At 42.4% G+C, this 16,165-nt stretch carries 14 protein-coding genes; all 14 read left to right on the forward strand.

Annotated elements, in window-relative coordinates; all coding sequences use genetic code 11:
* The first annotated feature begins 65 nt into the window (after positions 1-65).
* Entirely contained in the window at positions 66-848 is a 783-nt protein-coding gene (locus R2B77_RS04030) for a FliA/WhiG family RNA polymerase sigma factor (RefSeq protein ID WP_212391088.1), read from the forward strand.
* Complete coding sequence (locus R2B77_RS04035; protein WP_203246247.1) at positions 845-1,153, forward strand: hypothetical protein; 309 nt, start codon at positions 845-847, stop codon at positions 1,151-1,153. The genes R2B77_RS04030 and R2B77_RS04035 overlap by 4 nt, the downstream gene beginning before the upstream one ends.
* A 5-nt stretch (positions 1,154-1,158) precedes the next feature.
* A complete protein-coding gene (locus R2B77_RS04040; RefSeq protein ID WP_203246248.1) occupies positions 1,159-1,668 on the forward strand; it encodes a hypothetical protein in 510 nt (169 codons plus the stop codon).
* A 143-nt stretch (positions 1,669-1,811) separates the two neighbouring features.
* A complete protein-coding gene (rpsB, locus tag R2B77_RS04045) occupies positions 1,812-2,537 on the forward strand; it encodes a 30S ribosomal protein S2 (protein WP_203246249.1) in 726 nt (241 codons plus the stop codon).
* Between the two features lie 85 nt (positions 2,538-2,622).
* On the forward strand, positions 2,623-3,507 hold the full coding sequence (gene tsf, locus R2B77_RS04050) for a translation elongation factor Ts (RefSeq protein WP_203246250.1): 885 nt from the start codon (positions 2,623-2,625) through the stop codon (positions 3,505-3,507).
* A 95-nt stretch (positions 3,508-3,602) separates the two neighbouring features.
* Positions 3,603-4,328, forward strand: coding sequence for a UMP kinase (gene pyrH, locus R2B77_RS04055; RefSeq protein ID WP_203246251.1), 726 nt, complete (start codon positions 3,603-3,605; stop codon positions 4,326-4,328).
* Positions 4,328-4,885 (forward strand): ribosome recycling factor, encoded by a 558-nt coding sequence (gene frr / locus R2B77_RS04060; protein WP_203246252.1) that lies wholly within the window; start codon positions 4,328-4,330, stop codon positions 4,883-4,885. Before pyrH ends, frr begins: the two co-directional genes overlap by 1 nt.
* 134 nt (positions 4,886-5,019) lie before the next feature.
* On the forward strand, positions 5,020-5,814 hold the full coding sequence (locus tag R2B77_RS04065; protein WP_203246253.1) for an isoprenyl transferase: 795 nt from the start codon (positions 5,020-5,022) through the stop codon (positions 5,812-5,814).
* Positions 5,811-6,605, forward strand: a complete 795-nt coding sequence (locus R2B77_RS04070; RefSeq protein ID WP_203246254.1) for a phosphatidate cytidylyltransferase — start codon at positions 5,811-5,813, stop codon at positions 6,603-6,605. The genes R2B77_RS04065 and R2B77_RS04070 overlap by 4 nt, the downstream gene beginning before the upstream one ends.
* 18 nt (positions 6,606-6,623) lie before the next feature.
* Entirely contained in the window at positions 6,624-7,772 is a 1,149-nt protein-coding gene (locus tag R2B77_RS04075) for a 1-deoxy-D-xylulose-5-phosphate reductoisomerase (RefSeq protein WP_203246255.1), read from the forward strand.
* Between the two features lie 106 nt (positions 7,773-7,878).
* The gene (gene rseP, locus R2B77_RS04080) at positions 7,879-9,138 is read left to right on the forward strand and encodes an RIP metalloprotease RseP (protein ID WP_203246256.1); all 1,260 of its coding nucleotides are present in this window, start codon (positions 7,879-7,881) and stop codon (positions 9,136-9,138) included.
* A gap of 91 nt (positions 9,139-9,229) precedes the next feature.
* A complete protein-coding gene (locus R2B77_RS04085; RefSeq protein ID WP_203246257.1) occupies positions 9,230-10,933 on the forward strand; it encodes a proline--tRNA ligase in 1,704 nt (567 codons plus the stop codon).
* 237 nt (positions 10,934-11,170) lie between these two features.
* Positions 11,171-15,484 carry a PolC-type DNA polymerase III gene (locus R2B77_RS04090; RefSeq protein ID WP_203246258.1) on the forward strand — a complete coding sequence of 1,438 codons (4,314 nt, stop codon included), beginning with the start codon at positions 11,171-11,173 and terminating at the stop codon, positions 15,482-15,484.
* A 200-nt stretch (positions 15,485-15,684) separates the two neighbouring features.
* Entirely contained in the window at positions 15,685-16,161 is a 477-nt protein-coding gene (gene rimP / locus R2B77_RS04095) for a ribosome maturation factor RimP (protein ID WP_203246259.1), read from the forward strand.
* Positions 16,162-16,165: the final 4 nt, after the last annotated feature.

Genomic DNA, 16,165 nt, shown 5'->3' on the forward strand with positions numbered 1-16,165 from the left:
CTTTTTTCATGCTTATTTGCTATAATAGTAAGTAACTAGAATCATCATTGAGAGTGAGGGATTCGATGTCGAAACAGGATTTGATGGAGGAAGATACAAGTTGGGACCTGTGGATTCGTACTCGCGATCCTGAGGCGGGGGATATCCTTGTTCAAAGATATACTCCACTTGTCACTTACCATGTGCAACGGATTAGCTCAGGATTGCCACGCAATGTTTCGCGAGATGATATTATGAGTCTTGGACTTCATGGCTTATTCGACGCGTTGACAAAATTCGATCCGAGTCGAGATTTGAAATTCGACACGTATGCTTCCTTCCGGATTCGCGGAACAATCATTGATGGCTTACGAAAAGAGGATTGGCTACCACGTTCCTCAAGAGAAAAGTCAAAAAAACTTGAAGATGAAATTACAAAACTCGAACAGAAATTACTACGACATGCAACACCTGAAGAAATCGCCAGTCATATGGGAATGAGCGTCGATGATGTTTATCAAACTGTTCATGAACATTATTTTTCAAACGTCTTATCGATAGATGAAAAAGTCAATGATGATGACGATGAAGGGCTGAAATCATTTGTGATTAAGGATCAGGAGACGAAAACACCTGAACAACGCACATTGATGACTGAGTTAGTTGGCGATTTGATAACTAAAATTAATGAATTAAATAAAAACGAACAACTTGTACTCAATCTTTTCTATACAGAAGAAATGACGCTGACGGAAATTGGTGAAATTTTAAGCTTATCTACTTCTCGAATATCTCAAATTCACTCAAAGGCACTATTTAAACTTCGTAAGCTATTAGCATCTGAAATAGTAGATGGAGGGATTTTATGAGTTTAAAAGGGATTGAATTGCAAATTGCAATACCAAAGACGTTCGATGCGGGGAAGGTCGCAGAGCAGAAGCATCAGCAGACACAATTGAACCAGGATCAGGCTACAGCTCGTATGGAACAGCAAATGATTAAAAATAGCGAAACAGTTTTAGAATCAGAGAAATATGCTAAAACGGATGCCGATGCTGATCAGCGTGAAAGAGAACGTGCTGAGAAAGAAGAACGGCAACGGCTACAAAAAGAAGAGGAGAGGAAGAACACGGTGCATCCTTATAAAGGATCATTCGTTGATTTCTCAGGGTAATTAAAATGATTGTATGGTTAGTTTTGGGTCTATTGTTTATTGTACAAATCATGAGTTTTTATTTTTTAGCATTGCTGTATACAAAGGTGTCGAAGTTTGACGACCTTGAAAAGAAGCAACGCAAACTCATGATTGAAATGGATGATTCTATTGGTGCCTATTTATCGGAATTGAAGGATGAGAATGAGCGATTAATCGAACAACTTGTCGAGCGTGATAACAAGCCCTTTGCTAAAAAAGTAGTGGACAGTATTTTGACTAACGGGCAAGAGCATACAGTTACAGTGGAACAAGCCCAGCCGGTGTTACGTGTCAGTAAGCCTACGATACCTGTCAATGTTGCGCTCAAGTCCTATAATGCCGTGACGACAAACCAACAAGGGCCAACAATCGTAGTGGATGATGATCGCACACAAGCTATAAAATTATTTGACGCGGGAAAATCCATCGAGGAAATTGCTAAGGCATTAGGCAAAGGTAAAACAGAAATAGAACTCATTTTGAAATTCAGATGAATGTGGTTGCAAACATAATAGCGCTATGGTATATTATCTAGTGGTATTACTACGCACGTGCACGGACGATAGAGAGGGTGCCGAAAGGTCGCTCTACCGGATGAAGCGCACGGAGGAATCTAACCAAACAGGAGGAATAACAAATGTCAGTAATCTCAATGAAACAACTGCTTGAAGCAGGGGTACACTTCGGACACCAAACACGTCGTTGGAACCCAAAAATGAAGAAATTTATCTTCGTAGAACGTAACGGTATCTACATCATCGATCTACAAAAAACAGTAAAAAAACTTGAAGAAGCATATGCATTTATGCGTCAAGTTGGTGCTGATGGTGGAAAAGTCCTATTCGTAGGAACGAAAAAACAAGCACAAGAAGCAATTAAAGAAGAAGCTGAACGCGCTGGAATGTACTACATCAACCAACGCTGGCTCGGCGGAACGCTAACAAACTTCGGCACGATTCAAAAACGTGTTGCTCGTATGAAACAAATCGAGAAAATGGAAGAAGACGGTACATTCGACGTACTTCCTAAAAAAGAAGTTGGACAGCTTAAAAAAGAACATGAACGCCTCGTTAAATTCCTTGGCGGAATCCGTGATATGAAAGCAATTCCTGACGTTATGTTCGTTGTTGACCCACGCAAAGAACGTATCGCAGTTGCAGAAGCAATTAAATTAAACATTCCACTAGTCGGAATCGTTGATACAAACTGTGATCCGGACGAAATCGACTACATCATTCCAGCGAACGATGATGCGATTCGTGCAGTACGTCTTTTAACTGGTAAAATGGCTGACGCTTTGCTTGAATCAAGACAAGGCGAAGACGAAGAGACGACTGAAGAGGAAGCAGTAGCTGCAGAGTAAATTCAGTAAACAACGAGACGATAAGCGGCTTATACCCTTATCGTCTTTTTTAGGAATTACGTACTATTTTAGGAGGAATTATAAAATGGCGATTACAGCTCAAATGGTAAAAGAACTACGTGAAAAAACAGGTGCAGGTATGATGGACTGCAAAAAAGCACTAACTGAAGTAAACGGTGATATGGAAGCAGCAATTGACTTCCTTCGTGAAAAAGGACTTTCTAGCGCAGCTAAAAAGGCTGACCGTATTGCAGCGGAAGGTTCAACATCTATCTATGTGAACGGAAACGAAGCAATCCTTCTAGAAGTGAATGCTGAAACAGATTTCGTTGCTAAAAACGAAGGATTCCAAGTACTTGTGCAAGAGCTTGCAGAGCATCTTCTTGCTACAAAGCCAGCTTCAATCGAAGAAGCACATGATTCTAAAATGTCAAATGGTCTATCAGTTGCCGACCACATTTCAAATGCTGTTGCGAAAATCGGTGAGAAATTAACACTTCGTCGCTTCGAAATTCGTACAAAAACAGATGCAGACGCATTCGGTCCATATCTTCACATGGGTGGTCGTATTGGTGTTCTTACAATCCTTGAAGGTTCAACTGATGCAGACGCAGCGAAAGATGTTGCGATGCACGTTGCAGCTTTGAACCCGAAATATGTATCACGTGACCAAGTTTCTGAAGAAGAAGTTGAGCGTGAGCGTAAAGTTCTAACAGAGCAAGCGTTGAATGAAGGAAAACCTGAGAATATTGTAGCGAAAATGGTCGAAGGCCGTATCGGTAAATATTTCGAAGAGATTTGTGTATTAGATCAAGCGTTCGTTAAAAACTCTGATCAAAAAGTTCGTGACTTCGTAAAATCAACTGGCGGTACATTAGTAGAGTTTATTCGCTATGCTGTTGGTGAAGGTATCGAAAAACGTGAAGATAACTTTGCTGAAGAAGTTATGAACCAAGTTAAAGGTAACTAATTTATCTTTGTTCGATTTATCATAAGAATATCTAATGGGGAACACATGCGTGTGTTCCCTATTTTTCAAGAAAACGAAGTAGATGGAGGGTATACATGAGCGTCCCAGAATATAAACGAATCGTCTTAAAGTTAAGCGGTGAAGCACTTGCTGGTGATAAAGGTTTTGGGCTATCACCCGAAATCATTAAAACAGTTGCGGAACAAGTAAAAGAAGTAGTAGATCTAGATGTCGAAGTAGCAGTCGTTGTCGGAGGCGGCAATATCTGGCGTGGTAAGATTGGTAGCGAAATGGGCATGGACCGCGCAACGGCAGATTATATGGGAATGCTTGCAACCGTAATGAACTCACTTGCTTTGCAAGATTCACTTGAAAAGCTCGGTGTTGAAACTCGTGTATCTTCTTCGATTGAAATGAGGCAAGTCGCGGAACCATACATACGTCGTAAAGCAATCCGACACCTTGAAAAGAAGCGGGTTGTCATTTTTGCGGCAGGTACCGGAAATCCATATTTTTCGACAGATACGACAGCAGCGCTTCGAGCAGCAGAAATTGAAGCAGATGTAATTTTAATGGCGAAAAATAATGTGGACGGCGTCTATTCTGCCGACCCGTTGAAAGATAAAAATGCAGTTAAATTTAAAGAATTGGCTTATCTAGATGTCATCAGTCAAGGTCTTGAAGTGATGGATTCTACTGCTTCAACCCTTTGTATGGACAATGACATCCCACTCGTAGTATTCTCAATTATGGAAACTGGAAATATAAAAAGAGCCGTTCTCGGTGAACCGATTGGGACGGTTGTTAGGAGGAATTTATAATGCCAACAGCAGTGATGGACCAAGCGAAAGATCGTATGGAAAAAGCAATAGGTGCGTATACAAGAGAGCTTGCATCGATTCGTGCAGGACGCGCAAATGCTTCTTTATTAGACAGAATTTCTGTCGAGTATTACGGAGCGCCTACGCCTCTTAGTCAAATGGCAGCAATTTCAGTACCAGAAGCTCGTCTTCTTGTCATCCAACCATATGACAAAACGACGATTGGTGATATTGAAAAAGCGATTATGAAATCGGATATTGGGATTACACCATCAAGTGATGGGACACTTATTCGACTAGCAATTCCTTTATTGACAGAAGATCGTCGTAAAGAGCTTGTTAAATTAGTGAAAAAAGAAGCAGAAGATGCAAAAATTGCGATTCGTAACATTCGTCGTGATGCAAATGATGATTTCAAAAAACTTGAAAAAAGTAGCGATATTACTGAAGATGAATTACGTCGTAATGGTGAAGAAATCCAAAAGTTGACGGATTCAACAATTGTAAAGGTCGATGCAATTGCTAAAGACAAAGAAAACGAAATCATGGAAATCTGATAGAAGAACCTTCTATATTCCGGGACGTCCTAATTCCAGGACGTCTTTTTTTCTTATAAAATGAAATTTATCGTCTAATTTGTTACGATAGAGTATGTACTTGCTCTGAAAAGTAGCTGAGTGGAGGAAACAACATGCTTGAAAAACTCTTGCGAAAAAAAATAGCGGTATCCGATACCGCAATAACGGACAGGATTGCAATTGTCAAAAGCAAGCCAATCCCTGCTCATGTGGCGATTATAATGGATGGAAACGGCAGATGGGCGAAGCAACGCAGCTTGCCGCGAATAGCCGGTCATCATGAAGGGATGAAAACGGTTCGTAAAATTACGCGTATCGCAAATGAACTCGGCATTAAGGTGCTTACACTGTATGCTTTCTCGACGGAGAATTGGAAACGCCCGAAATTAGAAATAGATTTTTTGATGAAGTTACCCGGAGAATTTCTCAGTACATATCTCCCTGAACTGGTCGAACAAAATGTCAAAGTTGAAATGATAGGAAACTTCGACATGTTACCGAATCATACAAAAGAGGCTATTCAGAAAGCGATGGTCGCAACTGCCCATAATGATGGACTAACATTAAACTTTGCTATGAATTACGGAAGCAGACTAGAACTCGTCGAGTCGGTAAAAGAAATTGCAGCACTCGTCGCAGACGGGAAAATAGCACTCGAGGATATTAATGAGTCGCTCATTGGATCCCATTTGATGACTGCCCATTTACCGGAGCCGGATTTGCTTATTCGCACAAGCGGTGAAGTTAGACTCTCCAATTTCATGCTCTGGCAGCTTGCTTATGCTGAATTTTCATTTACAGATGTATTATGGCCAGATTTTAATGCGACATGCATGTTGAACGCTATTGAGGAATTCCAATTACGAAATCGACGTTTTGGAAGCGTGGAAGGAGAAGGGGACGTTTGAAACAAAGAATACTGACGGCAATCATAGCGGCTGCCGTATTCGTTCCGCTTGTCATTGTAGGAGGCTTACCTTTTACATTGGCTGTGTATGTCATTGCGTCAATCGGTTTATTTGAACTATTACGCATGAGAGAAATAAAATTATTATCAGTGGAAGGCTTGTTGACCTGGGCTGCACTTGCCGTGTTACTCATGCCAACTGCGTGGGAATATACCGTTTTTCAAGCATTGAACTATACGAAAATTGAAATGGCATTTGCTATTGTACTTATTTTACTGACGCATACAGTCGTCGTGAAAAATCGTTTTACGTTCGATCATGCTGCCTTTTCCGTTTTAGGTGCCCTTTATGTAGGGATTGGTTTTTATTATTTAATTGAAACTAGACTGTATGGTATTGAATTTGTTGTGTATGCGCTGATGGTCATTTGGACGACAGATTCAGGAGCTTATTTCATTGGTCGGAAAATGGGTAAACGTAAGCTGTGGCCTGAAATATCACCGAATAAAACGGTAGAAGGATTTGTCGGTGGTATTGTTTGTGCTGTTGTTGTTGCATTTGTCTTTCAGTATTTTTATCCAATTGCTTCTACGTACACAATACTAGTCGCTGTGACGGTTATTGCATCGATTGTTGGGCAAATGGGTGATCTTGTTGAATCAGCGCTTAAAAGGCATTATGCAGTTAAGGATTCAGGTAAGCTGTTGCCGGGGCATGGTGGTATTTTAGATAGATTCGACAGCCTATTATTTGTATTGCCATTACTTCATTTTCTACATTTTGTAGGTTAAGGAAAGATAGGTGTCACAATGTCAAAGAAAATTAGTCTGCTCGGAGCAACTGGCTCGATTGGAATTCAGACACTGGATATTATCGAGTCCAATCCGGATAAATTTAAACTCGTATCTTTTTCAGCCGGTATGAATATCGATAAGGTGAGGGAAATTGCTCTTAAGCATCAGCCGCAAACGGTCTCCGTCATTAGGAGTGAGGATGCAAATCGATTGCAAGCGGAATTTCCATCCATTCGTTTTCTCTACGGGGAAGAAGGACTAATTGAGGTAGCCGCACATTCGAGGGCTGACGTCTTAGTTAATGCTGTAATCGGTAGTGTTGGGCTTAAACCGACGCTCGAGGCAATCCGTGCAGGTATCACAATTGCCATCTCGAACAAGGAAACGCTTGTCGCGGCAGGGGATATTGTCATGTCTGAGGCGCGTAAGTATGACGTACCATTGTTGCCTGTTGATAGTGAGCACTCTGCATTGTTTCAAGCGTTAAATGGAGAAAATCCAAAACGTATTTCCAGACTGATTTTAACTGCGTCTGGTGGTAGCTTTAGGGATTTATCCCGTGAGGAACTATCCAATGTGACACTTGAACAGGCACTTGCACATCCGAATTGGTCGATGGGCAATAAGCTGACGATTGATTCTGCAACGATGATGAACAAAGGGCTCGAGGTCATAGAAGCACATCATCTATTTGCCATGCCTTATGATCAAATCGATTGCTTGCTACATAAAGAAAGTATTATTCACTCGATGGTGGAGTTTGAGGATACGAGCGTGATGGCACAGCTAGGTTCACCTGATATGCGTGTTCCTATCCAATATGCGCTGACGTATCCAGATCGAATTGCGATGCAAAATGCGAAGCCACTGCGTCTAGAGGAAGTTGGTAAGCTGCATTTCGAAAAAATGGACCTTGTGCGTTTTAAGGCGTTAGCGTTAGCCTATGCTGCTGGTAGAGAAGGTGGCACGATGCCAACAGCGATGAATGCGGCGAATGAAGTAGCCGTAGCTCTATTCATGCAGGGACGTATTCCGTTTATTCAAATTGAGGATATAATTGAGCGTGTCATGGATACACATCGAACAAGTGCCGTTCCAGATTTAGAAACAATTTTGGAGGCAGATTCACTTGCCCGAAAAATGGTGTATGCTATGGTAGAGTGAATTATTTAATTTGAGCCAGAGGGGGTTTAAACTCCCTCTGACTCAAAAACGCCGTGGCGTATTTGATAATCAGAAACGACCAAAATGGTCAGTGAAGGGGTTTTTCATGGAAACCGTTATTGCGTTTATTATCATATTCGGTTCTCTCGTTTTTTTTCATGAACTAGGGCATTTCCTGTTTGCGAAAAAGGCCGGGATTATGGTTCGCGAATTTGCGATTGGATTTGGGCCGAAAATTATTGGTATTCAAAAAGGTGAAACATTATATACAATCCGCCTGTTACCACTTGGTGGTTATGTCAGGATGGCAGGAGAAGATTTTGATAAGGTTGAATTGCAGCCAGGGTATCGTGTGGGTTTGCTCATCAATGCTTCGGATGAAATTGAAAAAGTGTATTTGAATCGTAATGTTGCCAATCCAGATGTACTATTTTTGGAGGTAGAGACATCTGACTTGGAAAGAAAGCTGTTTATCGAGGGCTATGATGATGAAGGGCAATTAGTGCGCTTCAATGTATCTAGAAAAGCAGTTATTTATGAAAAAGGTCAGAAAACGCTTATTGCGCCGTATGACCGACAGTTTGAATCGAAATCTGTAGGTAGTCGAGCGATGGCTATTTTCGCAGGTCCTTTATTTAACTTTATTCTTTCATTCTTCATCTTCCTGGCACTTGGACTTTTACAAGGAGTTCCGGTGAAGGAGGCGGTTATTGCTGATGTGCAAAGTGATAGCGTTGCTTTTGAATCAGGGGCAGAAGCTGGAGATATTGTGAAAGAAATTGATGGTCAGTCGATTAGCACTTGGAATGAATTTGTGGAGGTCGTCCAAGCTAGCCCGGGTATACCGCTACAATTTGTTGTGGAACGTAATGGTGCGCCGGTGAAGCTGGATATTACTCCGACGACGATAAAAGATAAATCAGGCAAAGAATACGGGCAACTTGGTGTTACTAGACCGATGGAAAAAAATCCACTGAAGGCCGTTGTATATGGCGCGGATCAAACGATAAGTTGGATTGTGAAAATATTTGAATTACTAGGTTTGTTAGTAACAGGTAATTTCTCGATTGACGATTTATCAGGACCTGTAGGGATCTATAAGGCGACTGAGGAGGTCGCACAGTATGGGATTTATAATCTCATGAACTGGGCTGCGGTGCTAAGCATTAACCTAGGGATTATGAACTTATTGCCATTGCCTGCATTGGACGGCGGAAGATTATTGTTTTTCCTTTTTGAGGCAGTGCGTGGTAAGCCTGTTGATAAGCAAAAAGAAGGAATGGTCCATTTTGTAGGGATTGTCCTGTTAATGGTCTTAATGTTAGTCGTTACTTGGAATGATATTCAACGCTTTTTCTTTCCGTAACGTTTAACTTCAGTCAGCCGGGGTTCAAAACCGAGCTAGCCACAATTACGCCTAGGCATAATTGATTAAAATTACTTAAGGTGGGAATTTAATGAAACAATCACGAACATTCATACCAACAATGCGTGAAGTACCTGCTGATGCAGATATTAAATCCCATCAGTTGTTGTTACGTGCAGGGTTTATCCGACAAAATACGAGTGGAATTTATTCCTACCTTCCTCTTGGCAAGAGAGTTCTTCAGAAAATCGAGACGATTATTCGTGAGGAAATGGAAGCGATCGATGCGATGGAAGTGTTCATGCCCGCTATGCAACAGGCAGAACTTTGGCAGGAAACGGGAAGATGGAGTACATACGGTCCTGAATTATTCAGATTGAAGGATCGGCATAATCGAGAGTTTGCACTTGGCGCGACACATGAAGAAGTTATTACTTCACTTGTTCGTGATGAAGTGAAATCGTATAAAAAGTTGCCGCTGACGATGTACCAAATTCAGACGAAGTTCAGAGATGAGCAACGTCCACGTTTTGGTTTGCTCCGCGGACGTGAGTTCATCATGAAAGATGCGTATTCCTTCCATGCAACGGAAGATAGCTTGCATGACAAGTATATGGATATGATGCAGGCGTATACGAATATTTTTACGAGGCTTGGTCTAGATTTCCGTGCGGTCATTGCGGACGGTGGTTCGATTGGTGGGACAGGGACGCATGAATTTATGGCCTTGTCAGATATCGGTGAGGATACGATTGCTTATAGTGATTCCTCTTCTTATGCGGCCAATATTGAAATGGCAGAAGTGAAAGTGGACTATGACAAGCGAGATGGGTTATTGAAAGAAGTAACCAAAGTCGCAACACCTAATCAACGAACGATTGACGAGGTTGTGTCATTTCTTGAAGTGGATGTAGAGCGTTTGATTAAGACACTCATATTCAAAGTGGATGATGAACTAATCGTAGTTTTAAGTCGTGGAAATCATGAAATTAATGATATTAAGCTAAAAAATGCGCTTGGTGCGACAGAGGTTGAATTAGCGCATGAGGCAGATGTGTTAGAGCTTCTGTCCTGTGAAGTGGGGTCGGTTGGTCCTATTAAGTTGCCCATCGGTTTAAAAGTAATTGCAGATCATGCAGTTGCATCTGTAGTTAATGGTGTTTGTGGTGCGAATGAAGACGGCTTCCATTTGACAAATGTCAATCCGGAGCGTGACTTTGCGATTGATCGTTATGAAGATCTTCGTTTTATCCGCGAGGGAGATGCTTCACCGGACGGCAATGGAACGATTCGGTTTGCTAAAGGGATTGAAGTCGGTCATATCTTTAAGTTAGGCACTACGTATAGCGAGTCGATGGAAGCAACGTTCTTGGATGACAACGGTAAAGCACAGCCGTTTATCATGGGATGCTATGGCATTGGTGTATCACGGATTCTTGCAGCTGTCGCAGAGCAATATAATGATGATGGCGGTTTGAAATGGCCGGCGAAGCTTGCACCTTTCGATATCCATCTGGTTACGGTAAATGTCAAGGATGACAGTCAAGTAGGCTTGTCCGAGGAATTGTATACGATTTTGAAATCGTATCGTTATGATGTCCTTTATGACGATCGTCCGGAGCGTGCAGGTGTGAAATTTGCTGATTCAGATTTGATTGGTTTGCCAGTTCGGATAACTGTTGGGAAAAAAGCAGTAGATGGTATTGTTGAAGTGAAGTTTAGACAAAGTGGAGAATCATTTGAGTGGCGAAAAGAAGAAATTACTGAGAAACTACAAGCATTTTTCGGTGAGTAACATAAAAGATAATGAGAAGGGAAGGCCGTCTGTCGGTACTTCCCTTCTCGCTTGCTTCTACTGAAGCAAGTTGGCCTCCGGCGGATGTCACAAATTTTGAAGGGAGTTAAAGAAGGCAACCTAAGTTCGCCGCGTCCTGCGGCACGGTTGCATACCCGCATCCTGCGGGCACAATTCAAAATTTGGACGCAATTACGCCAAGGCGTAATTGATCTAAAAGGTAGGGGTGAGAGATTTATGGATGCGATGAACAAGCTGTATATTTTGTTACAACAAATTGGTATGACGGATGACCAATTTGCAATCCACTTTGAACAAGCCGAGCTGAATCGGGTGAATATCCATCGAAAATCACGACTTTGGCAATTTAACCTGACATTGAAGCAGCCGTTACCAGCAGCTGTTTACCGTGAATTTAGCAAACGCGTCAATGAGGCTTTTTCTGTGATTGCAACGGTACGATTGGAAATAACATGTCACAAGACTGAAGTCGATGAGACGATGCTGACGGATTATTGGCCATTTATTATTGAAGAGCTAAGTGATATGTCACCTCCAATTCGGGAGCGGCTAATGAGTCAAAAGCCAGTCATATCGGGCGGGAAGCTAATGCTACATTGTACAAATGATTTGGAGCTACAAACCTTGAAGGGCAAGTATGTGGATTTGATTGCTGATGTCTACCGTTCCTTCGGCTTCGCACGACCATTTATCGAATTCAAATTAACAGAGGCAGATAGTGGTGCAGAAGCGGAACGGTTGGCGTTTCTGGCGCAGCGAACCGCTGAAGAAGAGGCGCTTGGTCAAAAAGCACTTGCCGATATGGTCCAACGAGAATCATCCAAGAAGGAAAGTGGCGGTACTGTATCTGGACCTTTCCGGTTAGGTACACCGATTAAAGCAGATGAACCAATCATGGAGATTCAGCATATTCAGGACGAAGAACGCCGTGTAACTATTGAAGGATTCGTCTTTGATACAGAGGTGCGTGAATTACGCAGTGGTCGATCACTCTTAACAATCAAAGTGACGGATTATACCGATTCTATTTTGGTGAAGATGTTCTCGCGAGATAATGAGGATGCAGAAATGATGAAGACATTGAAAAAAGGGGCGTGGGTGCGCGCGCGTGGAGGGATTCAAAACGATACCTTCGTTCGGGACCTCATTATGATGGCACAAGATGTGCTGGAAGTGTCAGCTATCATCCGTCAAGATAAGGCACCAGCGGATCGCAAGCGAATTGAGTTACACGCCCATACGACGATGAGCCAGATGGATGCAGTCGTATCTGCGTCTAAGCTCGTCAGTCAGGCGGCAAAATGGGGGCATCCAGCCATTGCCATTACAGACCATGCTAACGTGCAGTCATTCCCAGAAGCCTATGCGGAAGGGAAAAAGCAAGGCGTTAAAGTTATTTTTGGGCTGGAAGCGAATTTAGTCGATGATGGCGTGCCGATTGTTTTTGATGAACAGCATCGCAAGCTGGAGGATGACAGCTTTGTCGTCTTTGACGTGGAGACAACGGGTCTTTCGGCAGTATACGATACAATTATTGAGCTAGCCGCGGTACGATTAAAAAATGGTGAAATTGTGGAGACGTTTGAACGCTTTGCCAATCCGCATCACCCACTATCCTCAACGACAACTGAACTAACGGGTATTACGGATGATATGGTGAAGGATGCACCTGAGGTAGCGGACGTCGTGAAAGATTTCAGTGACTTTATCGGTGATTCGATCTTGGTTGCCCATAATGCTAAATTCGATATGGGGTTCTTTTATGAAGCTTCCAAGAAGGCTGGATTACCAGCTATTGCCTATCCCGTAATTGATACGTTGGAGCTGGCACGCTTCATTCACCCGGAAATGAGAAATCACCGACTGAATACATTGGCCAAAAAGTATAATATCGAACTGACGCAGCATCACCGTGCGATTTACGATACGGAAGCAACAGCTCATTTGTTCCTTCGATTAATGAAAGAGTCGGAAGAAAAAGGGATTGTGTACCTCGATGACTTCAACCGTCATATAGGGGAAGGAGATGCCTATAAGCGTTCACGTCCTTCGCATTGTACACTACTGGCGGTGGATGATGAAGGATTGAAAAATCTGTTTAAACTTGTATCCTATTCGCATATGGATTATTTTTATCGGGTTCCTCGTATTCCACGTTCATTGCTCGTTAAACATCGAAAAGGATTACTTGTCGGTTCCGGCTGCGATAAGGGAGAAGTGTTTGAGGGGCTTATGCAAAAGTCTTTAGATGAAGTAGAGGAAATTGCGAAGTTTTATGATTACCTTGAGGTTCATCCGAAACCTGTCTACTCTCATCTTATTGAGCTTGAATTAATTCGCGATGAGTGGAATTTGGAAGATATTATGCGCAAGATGGTCAAGCTTGGGAAAAAAGTCGGGCTACCTGTTTGTGCAACGGGGAATGTCCATTATATTGACGAAACAGATGCGACATTCCGGAAAGTGCTAGTTCGATCACAGGGCGGCGCTAATCCAATGAACCGTTACACACTACCGGCGGTTCATTTCCGGACGACCGATGAAATGCTAGAGGAATTCTCATTCCTCGGAGAGCAAGTAGCAGAAGAAATCGTCATTGATAACCCACATGCGATATTGGAGAGAATCGGTGAAGTCAAGCCGATTAAAGACGATTTGTATACGCCGAAGATTGAAGGAGCAGATGAAGAGGTAAGGGAATTGACCTACTCCATGGCGAACCAGATTTATGGTGAGCAATTGCCGGAGATTATTGAGGCGCGGATTGAAAAAGAATTGAAGTCCATTATCGGTCATGGTTTCGCCGTTATTTATCTAATTTCGCATAAACTCGTTAAGCGGTCGTTGGATGATGGCTATCTCGTTGGTTCGCGAGGTTCGGTAGGCTCGTCACTCGTTGCGACGATGATGGAAATTACCGAGGTCAATCCATTACCGCCCCATTATGTCTGTCCGAAGTGCAAAACAACAGAGTTTTTCGATGATGGATCCGTTAGCTCAGGCTATGACTTGCCGGATAAGGATTGTCCTTCTTGCGAAGCGAAATTCAAAAAAGATGGACAAGATATTCCGTTTGAAACATTTTTAGGTTTCAAAGGGGATAAGGTTCCAGATATCGACCTCAACTTCAGTGGTGATTACCAAGCGCATGCGCATAATTATACGAAAGATTTGTTTGGTGAAGATTATGTGTATCGGGCGGGAACAATTGGTACGGTTGCGGAGAAGACTGCATACGGTTATGTTCGTGGATATATGAATGACAACGGATTTACTTTCCGTGGAGCCGAAATAGATCGCCTTGTACAAGGTTGCTCGGGCGTTAAACGAAATACGGGACAGCATCCCGGGGGTATTATCGTAGTGCCTGATCATATGGAGATATTTGATTTTACGCCGATTCAGTTTCCGGCGGATGATACGAATTCGAGTTGGAAGACGACGCATTTTGACTTCCATTCCATCGATAATAACTTATTGAAGCTTGATATTCTTGGACATGATGATCCGACAATGATTAAAATGCTGCAAGATCTTTCAGGCATAGACCCATTGACGATTCCACCAGATGACGAAGGCGTCATGGCGCTATTTAGTGGTACATCCTCACTAGGTGTGACGGAAGAGCAAATTGGCTGTAAGACGGGAACGCTCGGTGTACCGGAGTTTGGGACACGCTTTGTTCGACAGATGCTTGAGGAGACGAAGCCGTCGACGTTTTCAGAACTCATCCAGATTTCGGGATTATCCCACGGAACAGACGTTTGGCTCGGCAACGCACAGGAATTGATTCAAAATAAAACGTGTGAGTTATCCGATGTAATCGGCTGTCGTGATGATATTATGGTGTACTTGATTTATCAAGGATTAGACCCTTCCATGGCATTTAAAATTATGGAATCTGTTCGGAAAGGGAAAGGATTGACACCGGAATTTGAAACGGAAATGAAAGCGCAAGGTGTGCCGAATTGGTACATCGAATCTTGTAAAAAAATTAAATACATGTTCCCGAAGGCGCACGCAGCTGCTTATGTTCTGATGGCGCTTCGGATTGCATATTTTAAAGTACATCATCCGATTTTATATTATGCGACGTATTTTTCAGTACGGGCAACGGATTATGATTTGCTAACGATGACAAAAGGATCAGCATCCATGCGTGCACAAATTAAAGAAATCAACGCCAAGGGCCTGGATGCATTACCGAAGGAAAAGAGTTTATTGACTGTACTAGAGATAGCTTTGGAGATGAGTGAGCGCGGCTTTTCAATTGTGAAGCCAGACTTGTACAAATCAGATGCAACTACGTTTCTAATTGATGGTGACACACTTATCCCGCCATTCAACTCAATTCCATCCCTAGGGACAAACGTTGCGAATTCGATTGTAGAAGCAAGAAAAGACGGAGAGTTTTTATCGAAGGAAGACCTTCAGCAGCGTGGCCGTGTATCGAAAACGGTTGTGGAGTATATGACAACACTTGGCTGTCTAGAGGGTATGCCAGAAGCCAATCAGCTATCGTTGTTCTAGCACATTATTTGCGTGCCTTTGTAACGTATGGTATGATGGGAACAACTTTTGTAATAGTATTGCGCAAAAAGAGTGGGATTTCCCGCTCTTTTCTGTTGTTCTGTGCTATTTTTTACCAATTCAACGGGCTTCTTAACATGCCCTTGCTTCCGGCACAAATGCGCCGAGGCGTATTTGATTAAGATTTTTGGAGGGATAAGATGAGTAAAATTACAGAAGAAATAGAGAAACTCGTCAGTCCAATTGTGGAAGAGTTAAAATTGGAACTTGTCGATATTGAGTTTCTGAAGGAAGGTAGAGACTGGTTTCTTAGGGTCTATATTGATAATCCAGAGGGAAGTATTGATATAGATCAGTGCGCTCAAGTAAGTGAGAAATTGAGTGAAGAATTGGATCGAACAGATCCAATTACGCAAAACTATTTCCTTGAAGTATCTTCACCTGGTGCAGAACGCCCGTTGAAGAAGGAAGAGGATTACCAAAAAGCGGTTGGCCAGTTTGTATTCATTAAGACGTATGAAGCTATCGACGGGTTGAAGGAATTCGAAGGCTATTTATTGGCAAACGAAGCGGAGACTGTAGAAGTAGAAATGCGTATTAAGACGAGAAAAGTGACTGTTGTGATTGACAAGGAAAAAATCGCACTTGCCCGTTTGGCGATCGACTTTTCCGCATAATTGA

This window comes from Sporosarcina beigongshangi, assembly GCF_033485195.1.
GTDB lineage: Bacteria > Bacillota > Bacilli > Bacillales_A > Planococcaceae > Sporosarcina > Sporosarcina beigongshangi.

What these genes read in the sequence shown, in the direction of transcription:
- R2B77_RS04030 (WP_212391088.1), top strand. Translation starts at nt 66, where the DNA reads ATGTCGAAACAGGATTTGATGGAGGAAGATACAAGTTGGGACCTGTGG.
- R2B77_RS04035 (WP_203246247.1), top strand. Translation starts at nt 845, where the DNA reads ATGAGTTTAAAAGGGATTGAATTGCAAATTGCAATACCAAAGACGTTC.
- R2B77_RS04040 (WP_203246248.1), top strand. Translation starts at nt 1,159, where the DNA reads ATGATTGTATGGTTAGTTTTGGGTCTATTGTTTATTGTACAAATCATG.
- rpsB (WP_203246249.1), top strand. Translation starts at nt 1,812, where the DNA reads ATGTCAGTAATCTCAATGAAACAACTGCTTGAAGCAGGGGTACACTTC.
- tsf (WP_203246250.1), top strand. Translation starts at nt 2,623, where the DNA reads ATGGCGATTACAGCTCAAATGGTAAAAGAACTACGTGAAAAAACAGGT.
- pyrH (WP_203246251.1), top strand. Translation starts at nt 3,603, where the DNA reads ATGAGCGTCCCAGAATATAAACGAATCGTCTTAAAGTTAAGCGGTGAA.
- frr (WP_203246252.1), top strand. Translation starts at nt 4,328, where the DNA reads ATGCCAACAGCAGTGATGGACCAAGCGAAAGATCGTATGGAAAAAGCA.
- R2B77_RS04065 (WP_203246253.1), top strand. Translation starts at nt 5,020, where the DNA reads ATGCTTGAAAAACTCTTGCGAAAAAAAATAGCGGTATCCGATACCGCA.
- R2B77_RS04075 (WP_203246255.1), top strand. Translation starts at nt 6,624, where the DNA reads ATGTCAAAGAAAATTAGTCTGCTCGGAGCAACTGGCTCGATTGGAATT.
- rseP (WP_203246256.1), top strand. Translation starts at nt 7,879, where the DNA reads ATGGAAACCGTTATTGCGTTTATTATCATATTCGGTTCTCTCGTTTTT.
- R2B77_RS04085 (WP_203246257.1), top strand. Translation starts at nt 9,230, where the DNA reads ATGAAACAATCACGAACATTCATACCAACAATGCGTGAAGTACCTGCT.
- R2B77_RS04090 (WP_203246258.1), top strand. Translation starts at nt 11,171, where the DNA reads ATGGATGCGATGAACAAGCTGTATATTTTGTTACAACAAATTGGTATG.
- rimP (WP_203246259.1), top strand. Translation starts at nt 15,685, where the DNA reads ATGAGTAAAATTACAGAAGAAATAGAGAAACTCGTCAGTCCAATTGTG.